The 13,318-nt window shown below is 69.7% G+C and carries 12 protein-coding genes; 7 read left to right on the forward strand and 5 right to left on the reverse strand.

Annotated features, from left to right (window positions below; all coding sequences use genetic code 11):
• Positions 1–27 precede the first annotated feature (27 nt).
• The 4 genes from FOZ70_RS23005 (at position 28) to FOZ70_RS23020 (ending at position 3,256) form a co-directional block, all read left to right on the forward strand.
• The gene (locus FOZ70_RS23005) at positions 28–549 is read left to right on the forward strand and encodes a flavin reductase (protein ID WP_059589592.1); all 522 of its coding nucleotides are present in this window, start codon (positions 28–30) and stop codon (positions 547–549) included.
• A 3-nt stretch (positions 550–552) separates the two neighbouring features.
• Positions 553–1,257 (forward strand): hypothetical protein, encoded by a 705-nt coding sequence (locus FOZ70_RS23010; protein WP_059484713.1) that lies wholly within the window; start codon positions 553–555, stop codon positions 1,255–1,257.
• A gap of 65 nt (positions 1,258–1,322) precedes the next feature.
• Complete coding sequence (locus tag FOZ70_RS23015; protein WP_059653763.1) at positions 1,323–2,243, forward strand: LysR family transcriptional regulator; 921 nt, start codon at positions 1,323–1,325, stop codon at positions 2,241–2,243.
• Between the two features lie 92 nt (positions 2,244–2,335).
• Positions 2,336–3,256: a LysR family transcriptional regulator gene (locus FOZ70_RS23020; protein WP_059494646.1), complete on the forward strand. Its 921-nt coding sequence runs from the start codon at positions 2,336–2,338 to the stop codon at positions 3,254–3,256.
• 171 nt (positions 3,257–3,427) lie between these two features.
• Here the strand turns inward: FOZ70_RS23020 and FOZ70_RS23025 are convergent, their stop codons facing one another.
• Positions 3,428–4,417 carry a PDR/VanB family oxidoreductase gene (locus tag FOZ70_RS23025; RefSeq protein WP_219706812.1) on the reverse strand — a complete coding sequence of 330 codons (990 nt, stop codon included), beginning with the start codon at positions 4,415–4,417 and terminating at the stop codon, positions 3,428–3,430.
• A 150-nt stretch (positions 4,418–4,567) separates the two neighbouring features.
• Entirely contained in the window at positions 4,568–5,965 is a 1,398-nt protein-coding gene (locus tag FOZ70_RS23030; RefSeq protein ID WP_059817718.1) for an MFS transporter, read from the reverse strand.
• 411 nt (positions 5,966–6,376) lie between these two features.
• Between FOZ70_RS23030 and FOZ70_RS23035 the strand changes: the two genes are divergently transcribed.
• Positions 6,377–7,495, forward strand: a complete 1,119-nt coding sequence (locus tag FOZ70_RS23035) for a porin (protein ID WP_219706814.1) — start codon at positions 6,377–6,379, stop codon at positions 7,493–7,495.
• A 47-nt stretch (positions 7,496–7,542) separates the two neighbouring features.
• On the opposite strand, the gene FOZ70_RS23040 is transcribed toward FOZ70_RS23035, so the two are convergent.
• Complete coding sequence (locus FOZ70_RS23040; protein ID WP_219706815.1) at positions 7,543–8,577, reverse strand: LysR family transcriptional regulator; 1,035 nt, start codon at positions 8,575–8,577, stop codon at positions 7,543–7,545.
• Entirely contained in the window at positions 8,574–9,548 is a 975-nt protein-coding gene (locus tag FOZ70_RS23045) for an AraC family transcriptional regulator (protein ID WP_060217876.1), read from the reverse strand. The genes FOZ70_RS23040 and FOZ70_RS23045 overlap by 4 nt, the downstream gene beginning before the upstream one ends.
• 149 nt (positions 9,549–9,697) lie before the next feature.
• Here FOZ70_RS23045 and FOZ70_RS23050 point away from each other — a divergent pair, with 149 nt between their 5' ends.
• Both FOZ70_RS23050 and FOZ70_RS23055 read left to right on the forward strand, forming a co-directional pair.
• Positions 9,698–10,804 (forward strand): NAD/NADP-dependent octopine/nopaline dehydrogenase family protein, encoded by a 1,107-nt coding sequence (locus FOZ70_RS23050; RefSeq protein ID WP_219706817.1) that lies wholly within the window; start codon positions 9,698–9,700, stop codon positions 10,802–10,804.
• Entirely contained in the window at positions 10,801–11,811 is a 1,011-nt protein-coding gene (locus FOZ70_RS23055; RefSeq protein WP_219706819.1) for a 3-hydroxybutyryl-CoA dehydrogenase, read from the forward strand. Before FOZ70_RS23050 ends, FOZ70_RS23055 begins: the two co-directional genes overlap by 4 nt.
• Before the next feature lie 122 nt (positions 11,812–11,933).
• Here the strand turns inward: FOZ70_RS23055 and FOZ70_RS23060 are convergent, their stop codons facing one another.
• Complete coding sequence (locus tag FOZ70_RS23060) at positions 11,934–13,298, reverse strand: MFS transporter (protein ID WP_219706820.1); 1,365 nt, start codon at positions 13,296–13,298, stop codon at positions 11,934–11,936.
• Positions 13,299–13,318 lie beyond the last annotated feature (20 nt).

Consider the following 13,318-nt stretch of genomic DNA (forward strand, 5'->3'; position numbering starts at 1 on the left):
GCCGATTCTTCGCAGCAGGAGCTTGAGATGAACGATGCAACGATCCACGACGACATGCGCCAGGACTTTCGCGAGGCGATGTCGCGCCTGCCGGCCGGCGTCAACGTCATTACCACCGACGGCGTGCACGGCCGCTGGGGCATCACCGCGAGCGCGGTGTGCTCGGTGACCGACACGCCGCCGACGATGCTGGTGTGCGTCAACCGCGGCAGCCGTGCGCACGACATCATGCACGGCAACGGGCGCGTCGCGATCAACCTGTTGCCGTCCGCGTGCCAGGAGGTCGCGAGGGCGTTCGCCGGCATGGCGCCGGGCGACACGCGTTTCGACGATGCGCGCTGGCGGGACGGGAAAACCGGCGTCCCGGTGCTGGCCGACGCGAACGTCAGCCTCGAAGGGCGCATCATCGACAGCAAAACGGTCGGCTCGCATTCGGTGATGTTCGTCGAGGTCGACCATATCGCGCTGCATGCGGCGGCCGACGGGCTGATCTACTTCGGCCGCGCGTTCCACCGGCTCGCGCATCCGCTGGCCGCGCAGGCGGGGTGACGGATGGACATTTGCCTGTTCCTGATCGTCGATCGTGGTGGCGACGATGACGCCGGCGGCCCGCCACCGGGCCTCGATGATGCGATCGCGGTGCTGCGCGCGGTGCCCGGGCTGACGCGGCTGGTCGTGCATCGGCCCGCCGCGCTGGCCGCCGATCGCGCCGACCCCGTCGCGCGCCCGCCGTCGCCGGCATGCGTGGTGCAAGGCTACTTTGCCGAACTCGGCACGCTCGAAGCGATGCTTGCGCCGACGGGGGCCGCGCACGCGTGCGTCGCGCGTTGGCAGGCAGCCGGGCGGCGCGTCGTCCAGCAGGCGATGGCCGTACGCCCGATCCCGCTGGCCGGCCCGCGCGCGGCCGCGCAAAGCTGCACCTACCTCGTCAGCTACGACGGCGAAGCCGCGGACCCGAACGCGTGGCTGTCGCATTATCTCGATCACCATCCGCCGCTGATGGCGCAGTTGCCGGGCATCCGCGCGATCGAGATCTATACGCGCATCGATTACCGGACCGCGCTGCCGGTGCCGCGCGCGGATGCGATGCAGCGCAACAAGGTCGTGTTCGACGATGCCGGTGCGCTGGAGCACGCACTCGCGTCGCCGGTCCGGCTGCTGATGCGCAGGGACTTCGACGCGCTGCCGCCGTTCACCGGCGCCACGCCACATTTCCCGATGACGAGCGATAGTTTTGAGATAACATCGATCGAGTAGTCCGCGCCGCGTCGCGCGATTGCGGGTCCGCCGCGTCGACGCCCCCGCCGCGGCTCACGAGCGCCATGACCCAATCCCGTCCGGTCGTCACCGACCTCAACCTGCTGCGCGTGTTTCTCGCGATCTCGGAGCTGCGCAGCCTGACCGCGGCCGGCGAGCGGCTCGGGCTCACGCAGCCGGCCGTCAGCCACGCGTTGCGGCGGCTGCGCAACCTGTTCGACGATCCGCTGTTCGTGCGCACGCCGACCGGCATGGCGCCGACCGACACGGCGCGCCAGCTGCACGGCCCGCTGACGCGCGCGTTCGGCATCATCGATCTCGCGGTGCAACAGGTCGCGCACTTCGATCCGGCCACCGCGAACCGCACCTTCCGGTTGTCGATGTCCGACATGTCGGAGTTCTATTTCCTGCCGCCGCTGCTGGCGAGGCTTGCGGACGTCGCACCCGGCATTCGCGTCGATATCGCGAGCGCAACCGTCGACGCGGTCGGCGCTGCGATGCGCAGCGGCGAGATCGATCTCGCGCTCGGCTACGTGCCCGATCCGGGACCCGGCTGCGTGAGCGAAACGCTGTTCTCGGACGAGCACGTGTGCATGGTGCGGGCCGGCCATCCGCTGCGCAAGCGCGCGCCGACGCAGGAGGACCTGACCGCGCTGCGCTACATCTACGCGAGCAGCAATGCGACCGGCCACCGGATGGTCGAGAAGTGGCTCGACGAGTTGCAAGTCGAGCGCACCGTCGTGCTGCGGCTGCCGCACTTCATCGTCGCGCCGGAGATCGTGCAGCACACCGATCTGGCGATCATCTTCCCGCGCAGCGTCGCCGAGCGCTTCAACCGCGGCCGCGCGTTCCGGATCTTTCCGTTGCCGTTCGTGCTGCCGCCGATCGAAATCCAGATGCACACGCACGTGCAGTTCGCGGCGGACCCGGGCATTGCGTGGCTGCGCGGCGTGATCCACGAGATGTTCCATCGCCCGGAAGCCTGACGGCGATTGTGCGCACCTGCGTAAAAATCCGCTTCACTGATTTAGAATGCGTTCACGCATCAATTTGACGAATAGTGATAGTGGAGGCGGTCATGACGTCGGTCGATCATCTCGATCTGAACCTGTTGCGCGTATTCCAGGCGATCGTCGAGGAACGCAGCCTGACGAAGGCCGGCGAGCGGCTCGCGTTGTCGCAGCCGGCCGTCAGCTATTCGCTCGGCCGGCTGCGCACGCTGTTCGACGATCCGCTGTTCGTGCGCACGCGCTCGGGCATGCAGCCGACGCCGGTCGCGCTCGAACTCGCGGGCATCGTCGGCAAGGCGCTCGACATGGTGCGCGTGGCGCTGCGCTACGCGGAGCGCTTCGATCCGGCGACCAGCACGCGTACGTTCCGGCTGTCGCTGTCGGATGCGGGGGAGATGGCGTACTTGCCCGCGATCTGCCAGGCGCTGCGCGAGCGCGCGCCGCGCGTGACGCTGAGCGTGCAGCCGCTGCCGGTGGAGGAGATCGAGGAAGCGCTGCGCGCGAGCCGGCTCGATTTCGCGATCGGCAACCTGCCGGAGCTGATGCCGCGCACGCGTCACCAGATGCTGTTCGAGGAAACCTACGTGTGCATGACGGGCCGCCGGCGCGGGTTGCCGAGCGGAGGCGCGCTGAGCCTCGAGCAATTCGTGCGCGCCGCGCACGTCAACGTGAAATCGGTCGAGCACAGCCACCACGCGCTCGACGACGCATTGCGCGCGCAGGGCGTGGGCCGCAACATCGCGCTCGAGGTGCCGCACTTCGTCGCGCTACCGAGCGTGCTGTCGGTCACGGATCTGTACGCGACGCTGCCGAAGCGGCTCGCGCGGATCCTGAACCGCGACAACGCGTTCCGCCTGTACGACCTGCCTGTCACGCTGCCGCCCGCGCCGGTGACGATGCACTGGCACGAGCATTTCCATGAAGACGAGGGCAATGCGTGGATGCGCATGTTGCTGGCCGAACTCGTCGAGCAGTTCGACAACGCGTGAGTCCTGAAGACGAACGCGATGCGCGGATGCGCGCGTTGCCGGCCGGAAGCGTCGAGTGGTTCGACGACGCGCGACTCATGAGGACGAGGGCATTGCGGATGACCGGCCGATGTCGTCGAGCGGTTCGACGACACGGGACGTCTTGAACCCGCGCCGCGTGTGTCGCAGGCGTCAGAGATCGAGCACCAGCACCGCCGAGCGCGCGCGCGACACGCAGCAGCAGATCACCGTGTTGCTCGCGCGCTCGGCCTTGCTGAGACAGTGGTCGCGATGATCGGGCTCGCCGTCGACGACGGGCACCATGCAGGTGCCGCACACGCCTTCGCCGCATGACGTATCGACTTCGATGCCGATCCGCGCGAGCGCGTCGACGATCGACGTGTCGGGCGTGACGCGCACCGATTGCCCGCTGCGCTGCAGGCGGACTTCGAAGCCGTCGGCCGGGCCGGCGCCGGCTTCGGCGTGGCCCGCATCGGCAGCGACGGGTTCCGCCGCGAAACGTTCGAGATGGATCGAGTCTTCGGGCACGCGCGTCGCGGCCGCCGCGACGACCGCCTCCATGAACGGCCCGGGGCCGCACGTATAGACGTGCGCGCGTGCGTCGACCGATTCGACGCAGCGTTCGAGTTCGATCGCGAGCGCATCAGGCTCGACGCCGTAGTGGAACGTCACGTGCGACGCGAACGGCTCGGCCGACAGTTCGTCGACGAAGGCCGCGTGCTTGCGGCTGCGCGCGAAGTAATGCAACCGGTAGCGCGCGCCGCGCCGGTGCAGTGCATACGCCATCGACAGCAGCGGCGTGATGCCGATGCCCGCCGCGATCAGCACGTGCTCGCTCGCGTGATCCGTCAGACGAAACAGGTTGCGCGGCGTACCGATCGACAGCTCGGCGCCAAGCTGCACATCATCGTGCAGCGAACGCGAGCCGCCGCGCGACTGCGCTTCCTTCTTCACCGCGAACAGGTAGCTGCCGCGTTCGTCGGGGTTGCCGCACAGCGAGTATTGCCGCGTGACGCCGGACGGCGCGGTGACGTCGATATGGGCACCGGGTTCGTACGCGTCGAACGGCTGGCCGTCGATGCGCGAAACCCGGAAACAGCGGATGTCCTGCGCCGCGTCGATCAGCGCGTCGATCCGGACCTGGTGGCGGTTCGCTTGCATGGGAAATTCCGTGGGGTACGAGGAAAGCGGCGCGGCACCGCGCCGTCATGCGATCGAGAATAGGGACGGGCATCGCATAAATCAAATCGATTAAAAAGCGATGCCTGAATCAGTGGGATGGATGATGGTCGGCGTCGGAGCACCCGTCGTTCAGCGCGCGGCGATTGCGTTGCCCGCCTCGGTTGCCTGCGGTGCCGCTGCCGACGCATGGCCGCGCTCGCGATCGAGGCTGCGGCGATAGTGCCGGCAGCCGGCGGCGAGCAGCAACGCGGCGAGCGTGGCCGCCGCGACGTTGACGATCGACATCGAATGGCCGACCGCCGCCGGCGCGCCGAACACGCGATCGGTGAACAGCGCGACGACGGTCGTACCGATCCCGAGCGCGATCAGGTTCGACACGAGCAGGAACAGCGCGGAGATCTGCGCGCGCATCTGGTTCGGCGCGAGCGTCTGCATCGCGGCGGTCGACGTCGGCATCGGGAACGACGCGAAGAACATCGCGACGACGAGCATCGCGAGCGAAGCGGGCAGCGAGTCGAGTTGCGTGAACAGCGTCGCGGGAATCACCATGCACGCGGCGCCGATCGCGCCGGCGCGCATCGGTGCGTCGGCACGGCCGCGTCGCAGCAGCCAGTCGTTGAGCCAGCCGCCGCAGAACACGCCGGCCGTGTTCGCGACCAGCAGCACGATGCCGAGCGTGTAGCCGGCTTCGACGGCCGTCATCCCGAAGCGGCGGATATAGAACGCGGGCGTCCAGCTCAGCAGGCAGTACAGCGTCATCGCGTAGAACGAGAAGCCGAGGTAGTGGCACGCGAAGGTCGCGCGATGCGTGCCGACGAAGCGCAGCGAATCGCGCATCGACACGCGCCGCACGGCGCCCGAGCGATCCTGCGCAAGCCCCTTGCGCTGCGGGTCGCGCACGGTCGCCGCGAACAGCAGCGCGACCAGCAGCCCCGGCAGCCCGACGATCAGGAACGTGACCTGCCACGCATGTACCTGCCCGACCACCGGCAGCGTGAACGCGCTCGCATGCTTGAGCAGCGCGATCACGTAACCGCCGATCAGGAACGCGACGCCGCCGCCGATGAACGAACCGAGCGAATACACGGCGATCGCGCGCCCGAGCTTCTCCTTCGGGAAGTAGTCGGCGAGCATCGAATACGCGCCGGGCGACAGCGCGGCCTCGCCGACGCCCACGCCCATGCGCGCGATGAACATCTGCACGAAATGCTGGCTGAGCCCGCACGCGGCGGTCGCGACGCTCCACAGCGCGATGCCGAGCGAGATGATCCGCGGGCGCGCGTAGCGATCGGCGAGATACGCGACAGGCAGCCCCATCACCGCATAGAACAGCGAGAACGCGAAGCCGTTGAGCAGGCTGAACTGCGTGTCGGACAGGTGCAGGTCGCGCTTGATCGGCTCGATCATCAGCACGAGGACCTGGCGGTCGACGAACGAAAAGACGTACGCGAGCATGCAGATGACGACGACATACCATTCGTACGTATAGCGCTTGCCGTCGGCAGCGCGGGCCGTGGATGCGGACATGCGGATTCTCCAGGAGCGGGCGGTGGATAAGCGCGGCATCGGCCTCGCGGGCCGGGCGCCGTCGCGGCGCGAAAGCGTGCGGGGGGCACGTGCCGGAGACGCAGCGTAGTCGGCCAAATCCGGCCGCCATAGCCGGAGTGACAGCCGCGCCACACGGGCATCTACCGACCCGGATAAAGAAAACACCAGGGTTGCGCACCCCGGCCGCCGCGCGGCGCGCTTGCAGCGGGGCGCGCGCGCATCATGCGGCGCATCTATAAGCGTTATAGAGCGCATTGCGTCGACGTCCGAAATTGTCGTTCCTAGACTCGGCCCGTTTTTGATCGGCTGCGTTGGCCCTTCGCGGCGAACGCGCTTCACACCAGCCGGCGCGATACCGACAGGCGCCGGAACCTCTACGGGACGACGACGATGAATCAACCGAACAGGCGGGCCGACCGGCTTGCCGTACCGCTTTCCGCGCTGCTGGCCTGCGCGGCGCTGCCCGCATTCGCGCAATCGAGCGTGACGCTCTACGGCCGCGTCGACACCGCGATCGAATACGCGAACGCCGGGCCGAACCACGTGACGCGCATGGGCAGCGGCAACCTGTTCGCATCGCAGTGGGGGCTGAAGGGCGTCGAGGATCTCGGCGGCGGCTACGCGACGATCTTCAAGCTGGAGGACGGCTTCAACGCGGCCAGCGGCGCGCTGTCGAACGGCAGCGCGCTGTTCGGCCGCGAAGCATGGGTCGGCATCACGGGGCCGTTCGGCGGCGTGCAGTTCGGCGAGCTTTACACGATCCTGCACACGACGCTCGTCACGTACAGCCTGCCGGGCCTCGGCGCGGGGCTCGCGTGGGGCAACGCGACGAACAACTTCGTCGGGCCCGCGTTCCTGCGCGTGCGCAACTCGATGCGCTATACGTCGCCGCGCTACGCGGGCTTCATGCTGCGCGCGATGGCCGCGCGCGGCACCAATGGCGCGGCCGGGCAGCCGGCGACGCTCGGCGATACGTACGGCGCGGGGCTCAACTACGTGCGCGGCGGCCTGTCGGTCGACATCGACTACATGCAGCAGAAGTTCAGCCCGGTGGCCGCGGCCGCGCTCGGCGACACGAGCCCGGCCGCGAACGGCAACTACACGCTCGGCGCGATTTCGTACGACTTCAATGTCGTGAAGGTCGCCGCGCTGTACCTGCGCCATCGCGGCGGCCCCGACGTCGCAACCGCGATCGACAGCCAGAGCGCGTATCCGCACAGCGACATCATGGAGCTGAGCGCGACGGTGCCGATCGGTCGTGCGTCGCTGCTGCTGAGCGTCGGCCATTACCGCAAGGTCGCGGACAGCGACGGCAACGCCGATTCGTACGGCATCCGTTTCGACTATCCGCTGTCGAAGCGCACGGTGCTGTACACGGGCGCCGCGATGGTGCGCAACGGCGCGCATGCGCGCTTCGTCGTCAACGGCGCGGCGGGCGGCGGCGTCGCGGTCGCCAAGCCCGGTGCAACGGCGAGCTCGATCGTCGCGGGCATCCTCACGTCGTTCTGACCGGCGCGCGCCGCTGCCCGCTTGCGCCGTCCGAGCCCTTCGCGCCGTCATGCGCAGGCGGGCGGCTGCGGCGCGAGCCATGCGTCGAACGGCGCCAGCTCGCCGATGTGGAACAGCTCGAGCAGCAGCGCGCGCAACCAGCGATGGCCGGGGTCCGCGTCGAAGCGCCGGTGCCAGTACGCGTTGACGGCCCATTCGCCGGCACCGGCGATCTCGTACAGGGCGCACGGCTGCCGCGCCGCGAACGTGATCGCGATCGTCTCCGGCAGGATCAGCGCATAGTCGCCGTCCTGCAACAGCGCGGGCACCACCAGGAAATCGGGAAGCGCCGCGCGCACGCGCGGCATCAGCCCGTGTCGCTCCAGCAGTTGCATCGATTGCGGATGCGACGCGACCGCGACGAAGCGCAGCGTATCGGGCGCGTCGCCATCGAGCACGTAATCGTCGGGCAGCGCGACGCGCTGCGCGGTGCGGCGCGGCATCAGCAGCACGCAGCGCTCGTGCAGCAGCGCGGTGCGCTGGAAGTGGCTCGACGCGTCGGCGAAATGCCCGAGCGCGAAGTCGATCCGCCCCGATTCGAGCGCGACGTTGAGCTGGCATTCGTCGACGTGCAGCGTCTCGATCACCGCACCCGGCGCGCGGCGGTCGAATGCGGCAAGCAGCGTCGGCAGGAACGCGCTCGCCGCGAAATCGCTCATGTGCAGGCGGAACACGCGCTGCGTGCTGTCGGGCGTGAAGCGCGAGCCTTCGTCGAGCACGTCCTGCAGGATCGCGAGCGCCTTGTCGACCGACAGCGCGAGCCGCTGCGCGCGCGGCGTCGGCTCGACGCCGGTGCCGGTGCGCACGAACAGCGCGTCGCGGAACATCAGCCGCAGCCGGCCGAGCGCGTAGCTGACGGACGGCTGCGTGACGCCGAGCCGCAGCGCCGCGCGGCCGACATGCCGCTCCTCGTACACGGCACGAAACGTTTTCAGCAAGTTGAGGTCGAGATCCTGCACGCGCAGTTCGGACGGGTCGGTGTCGTGCGGTGCGGACTCGTTGCGGGCCGGGGCCGCCGGGCGGCCGGGTGCGGAGTGCGTCATCGGGGTTGCCTCGCGGTGACGGAAGGCGCGTGGCCGTATCGCCGCGCATATGCCTTCGCGAAATGGCCGAAGCCATGGATGCCGTGTGCGATCAGCACGTCGGTCACGCTGCGCGTGTCGCCGCGTTGCAGCGCCGCGTGCACGGCAGCGAGCCTGCGATCGCGCACATATGCAGCCGGCGTGGTGTGCAGGAATGCGCGGAACGCGTGCTGCAGCGTGCGCGGCGCGACGCCCGCGACGGCCGCCAGCGCGGCGAGCGCGAGCGGTTCGCCGAGGTGCGCGTCGACGTGATCGCATGCGCGCCGCACGTGTGCCGGCAGCGGCGGCGTGCCGCGCGTGAGCGCATCGCTGTACGAATGCGGCAGGTGCGTGAGCAGCAGCGACATCAGCCACGTCGTGAGATCGGCGCCGAAGGTCGTCGCGGCCGTGCCGATGCCCGGCTGCGCGCCGAGCCGGCACAGGTATTCGAAGGTCGGCAGCAGCAGCGCGGCGCCCGCGCCGGCGCCACCGGCGGCGAGATCGAACTGCAGCGGCCGCGTGAGCGTGGCCTGCAGCATGTCCTGCAGCTTGCGTTCGAGCGCGTCGCGTTCGAGCCGCAGCACGAGGTTGCGGCAATCCGGGCTTGTGCTTAGGCGGCTCGCGAGTGCGGGCGACGATACGGTCAACTCGCCGGGGCCGGCGCGCGCGACGACGCTGCCGGCCTGCAGCTCGCATGCACCGGCGAGCGTCAGTCTGAACAGGAAGTGCTCGGCGTCGTCTCCGAAATCGATGCGCGTTTCGCGGCCGTAGCAGAGTTCGAGCAGCGCGCCGTGATGCAGCGGCACTTCGTACAGCTCCGCATGAAACGGATCGCGGCCGCGTGCGGCCATCCGGTGCGGCCCGAGCCGGTGCGCGACCGCGCGTTCGACTTCGTCGGGGGCGTGCAGCGTGCCGAGCCTATTCGGCGCATGGCGGGAAAGGGCGATATCCATTCACGGACCTCGTATCGGATGCAGGGGCGCGGTTTCGTGCGTGTCGCCCCGATTGCGTTGCGCGAACGGGCACGCCGTTGCGCGTTTTGAAGCGACGCGGCGGGGGCGGACGCGTAGTCTCGGAAGCACTCATTCACCGGGAGAAGACGATGAAGGTATGTGTTCTGGGCGGCGGCCACGGCTGCCATGCGGCGGCCATCGACCTGTTCGAGAAGGGCCACGACGTGACGTGGTGGCGGCGCGACCGCGAGCCGCACGCGCGGCTGCGCGAGCTTGGCGTGCTGAACGTGACCGACTATCGCGGCAAGCGGACGGTGCCGCTCGGCGACGCGCCCGGCGCGATCCGCCTGACCGGCGATCTCGCGGCCGCATTGCGCGGCGCGCGGCTCGTCGTGGTGCCGCTGCCGGCCACCTCGCACGACGCGCTCGCCGCGCAGGTCGCGCCGCTGCTGGAGGACGGCCAGGTCGTGTTCCTGCCGCCCGGCACGTTCGGCAGCGTCGTGTTCGCGCGCGCGGCGGCCGATGCCGGCAACCGTTCGCGCGTCGCCTTCGCCGAGACGGGCACGCTGCCGTATCTCGTGCGCAGGCACGGCGACAACGACGTCGTGATCAGCGCGTACGCGACGCGGCTGCCGACCGGCGTGTTTCCGGCGAACGCGTCCGGCTGGGCGTTCGACGTGCTGCGCGCGGGTTATCCGTCGGTCGAACCGGTCGAGGACGCGTTGTCCGGCGCGCTGATGAACGCGGGCCCCGTGATCCATCCGCCGCTGATCCTGATGAACGCCGGGCCGCTCGAACACTTCGACGCATGGGACATCCACAACGAAGGCACGCAGCCGTCGATTCGCCGGGTGACGAACGCGCTCGACGCCGAACGCATCGCGGCGCGCGAGGCGCTCGGTTACCCGGCGCCGCATTTCCCGCTTGCCGATCACTACGCGACCGACGGCGACGAATGGATGTACGGGCGCGGCGCGCACGGCAAGCTGACCGATAGCGGCGACTGGCGCGAGAAGATCGATCTGCGCACGCATCGCTACATGCTCGAAGACACCCGGCTCGGGCTGTCGTTCATCGTGTCGTGCGGGCGCCGGGCCGGCGTGCCGACGCCCGTCGCGCAGGGGCTGCTGAGCATTGCGAGCGCGGTCGCGGTGCGCGACCTGTATGCGGAAGGCCGCACGCTGGAGCGGCTCGGGCTCGCCGCGCTGTCGATGGACGCGATGCGCGCGCTGCTCGACGCGGGGTACGCGGCATGAAGGCGGGCACCGATGTGACGCGTGTCCACGTGCTCGGCGCGGGGCGCATGGGGCAGGGGATCGCGCTCGTGTTCGCGTTCGCGGGGCTCGACGTGACGCTGATCGACTTCAAGCCGCGCGACGCGACCGGATGGCGCGCCTTCGAGGCACGCACGCGCGACGAGATCGAAAGGCCGCTGCATGCGCAGGTCGCGCTCGGCCGCATCGACGCCGCGCAGGCCGAAACCGTGGTCGCGCGCATCGCGCTCGTCGCCCGGGACGGTGCGGCCGATGCGGTGCGGCAGGCCGGCATCGTGTTCGAGGCGTTGCCCGAAGTGCTCGATGCGAAGGCCGACGCGCTGCGCTGGCTCGGCGCGCATGTTGATGCGCATGCAACGATCGCGTCGACGACGTCGACGTTCGTCGTCACCGAGCTGCAACGCCACGTCGCGCATCCGGAGCGGATGCTGAACGCACACTGGCTGAACCCCGCGCTGCTGATGCCGCTCGTCGAGATCAGCCGCAGCGATGCGACCGACCATGCCGTCGTCGAGTCGCTCGCCGCGTTGCTCGAACGTGTCGGCAAGAAGCCGGTGATCTGCGGGCCGGCGCCCGGTTATATCGTGCCGCGCATCCAGGCGCTCGCGATGAACGAGGCCGCACGGATGGTCGAGGAGGGCGTCGCGAGCGCGGCCGACATCGACACGGCGATCCGCACCGGTTTCGGCCCGCGCTTCGCGGTGCTCGGGCTGCTCGAATTCATCGACTGGGGCGGCTGCGACATCCTGTACTACGCGTCGAAGTATCTGGCCGGCGAGATCGGCCCGCGTTTCGCGTCGGCCGCGAGCGTCGTGCGCAACATGGAAGCCGGGCGCGACGGCGTGCGCACGGGTGCGGGCTTCCACGACTACGCGGAGGTCGACGTGCCCGCGTACATGCGGCAGCGGCTCGGCGAATTCGCGCGCTTGCTCGATCACCTGGGGCTCGCGCCGGCGTTCGACGGCGCGCGACGGGAGGGCGGCAACTAGGCGGCGCGCCGGGGTGGCGGGCGCGGCCGGTGGCACGCGCCCGGAACGGCCGTGCCGGCTGCCGCCGTGTTCGCCGCCTGCCGGTGCGGATCGGCCCGCTTGCGCGGATCGAAGCGTCGTGGTCACGCCGTGTCGCCGCGCGTGTCGGTAGCGGGAACAGCGGGAGCAGCGGGAGCGGCGCTCACGATCCGCGTTTCGCGCATCACGCACAGCGTCGCGACGGTGACGAGCCCGAGCGCGACGAGAAACAGCGACACGGGCCACGATGCGTGATAACGCGCGAGCAGCGCGGTGGCGATCAGCGGCGACATCCCGCCGGCGAAGATCGACGCGACTTCATGCCCGAGCGCGACGCCCGAGTAACGCACCTCGGTGCTGAACAGCTCGCCGACGAGCGCGGGCAGCGTGCCGATCATCGCGCCGTGGCTGACGGCCGTGCCGACCGTCAGCGCAAGCCAGACGAGCGGTGTCGCACGCGTGTCGAGCAGCCAGAAGAACGGGAATGCGCACGCGACGAGGCTCAGCGCGCCGATCAGGTACACGGGCTTGCGGCCGATCCGGTCGGACAGCCGGCCCCACGCGAGCATCGCACCCATCTCGACGATCATCGCGATCATCACGCCGGTCAGCATCACGCCGTTCGGAATGCCGACGTATTTGCCGTAGACGAGCGAGAACGCGAGAAAGATGTAGGCGCCGCCGTTCTCGGCCACGCGCAGCCCCATCGCGAGCAGGATTTCCTTCGGATGGCGGCGGATGCACTCGACGATCGGCAGATGGGTGTGCGCGCCGCGCCGGCCGGCCTGCTCGAAGTCGCGGCTTTCGGGCAGGTGGCGGCGGATATAGATGCCGATCGCGAAGATCGCGATGCTCGCGAGGAACGGCAGCCGCCAGCCCCAGGTGCGGAACATCTCGTCCGGCAGCGCCTGCGCGGCGAGAAACGCGGCCGACGACAGCACGAAGCCGCCGCCCACGCCGAGCTGGCTCCACGCCGCGTAGTAGCCGCGCTGCTCGGGTGGGGCGTTCTCGCTGATCATCAGCACGCCGCCGCCCCATTCGCCGCCGGATGCGATGCCTTGCAGCAGGCGCAGCACGACGAGCGCCGCCGGTGCCCACAGGCCGACCTGCGCATAGGTCGGAAGCAGGCCGATCGCGAAGGTCGATGCGCCCATGATCAGCAGCGTCCACACGAGCGACGCCTTGCGCCCGTAGCGGTCGCCGACGTGGCCGAACACGATCCCGCCGAGCGGCCGCGCGACGAAGCCGAGCGCGAATGCCGCGAACGCGGCGAGGCTGCCCGCGAGCGGCGACGCGCCGGGCGGAAAGAACACGTGGCCGAACACGAGCGCCGCGGCCGTGCCGTACACGAAAAAGTCGTACCACTCCATCGCGTTGCCGGCGACGGAGGCGATGACGATCCGGCGCAGCTGCCGGTCGGCGAGCGGCCGGGCGGCGCTCGGGGATTGCACGGTGTCGGTCGGGTACATGGCGGACTCTGAAGGGGGGG

Origin of the sequence: Burkholderia sp. COPS, from assembly GCF_019425585.1 — a bacterium.
Taxonomy (GTDB): Bacteria; Pseudomonadota; Gammaproteobacteria; order Burkholderiales; family Burkholderiaceae; genus Burkholderia; species Burkholderia cepacia.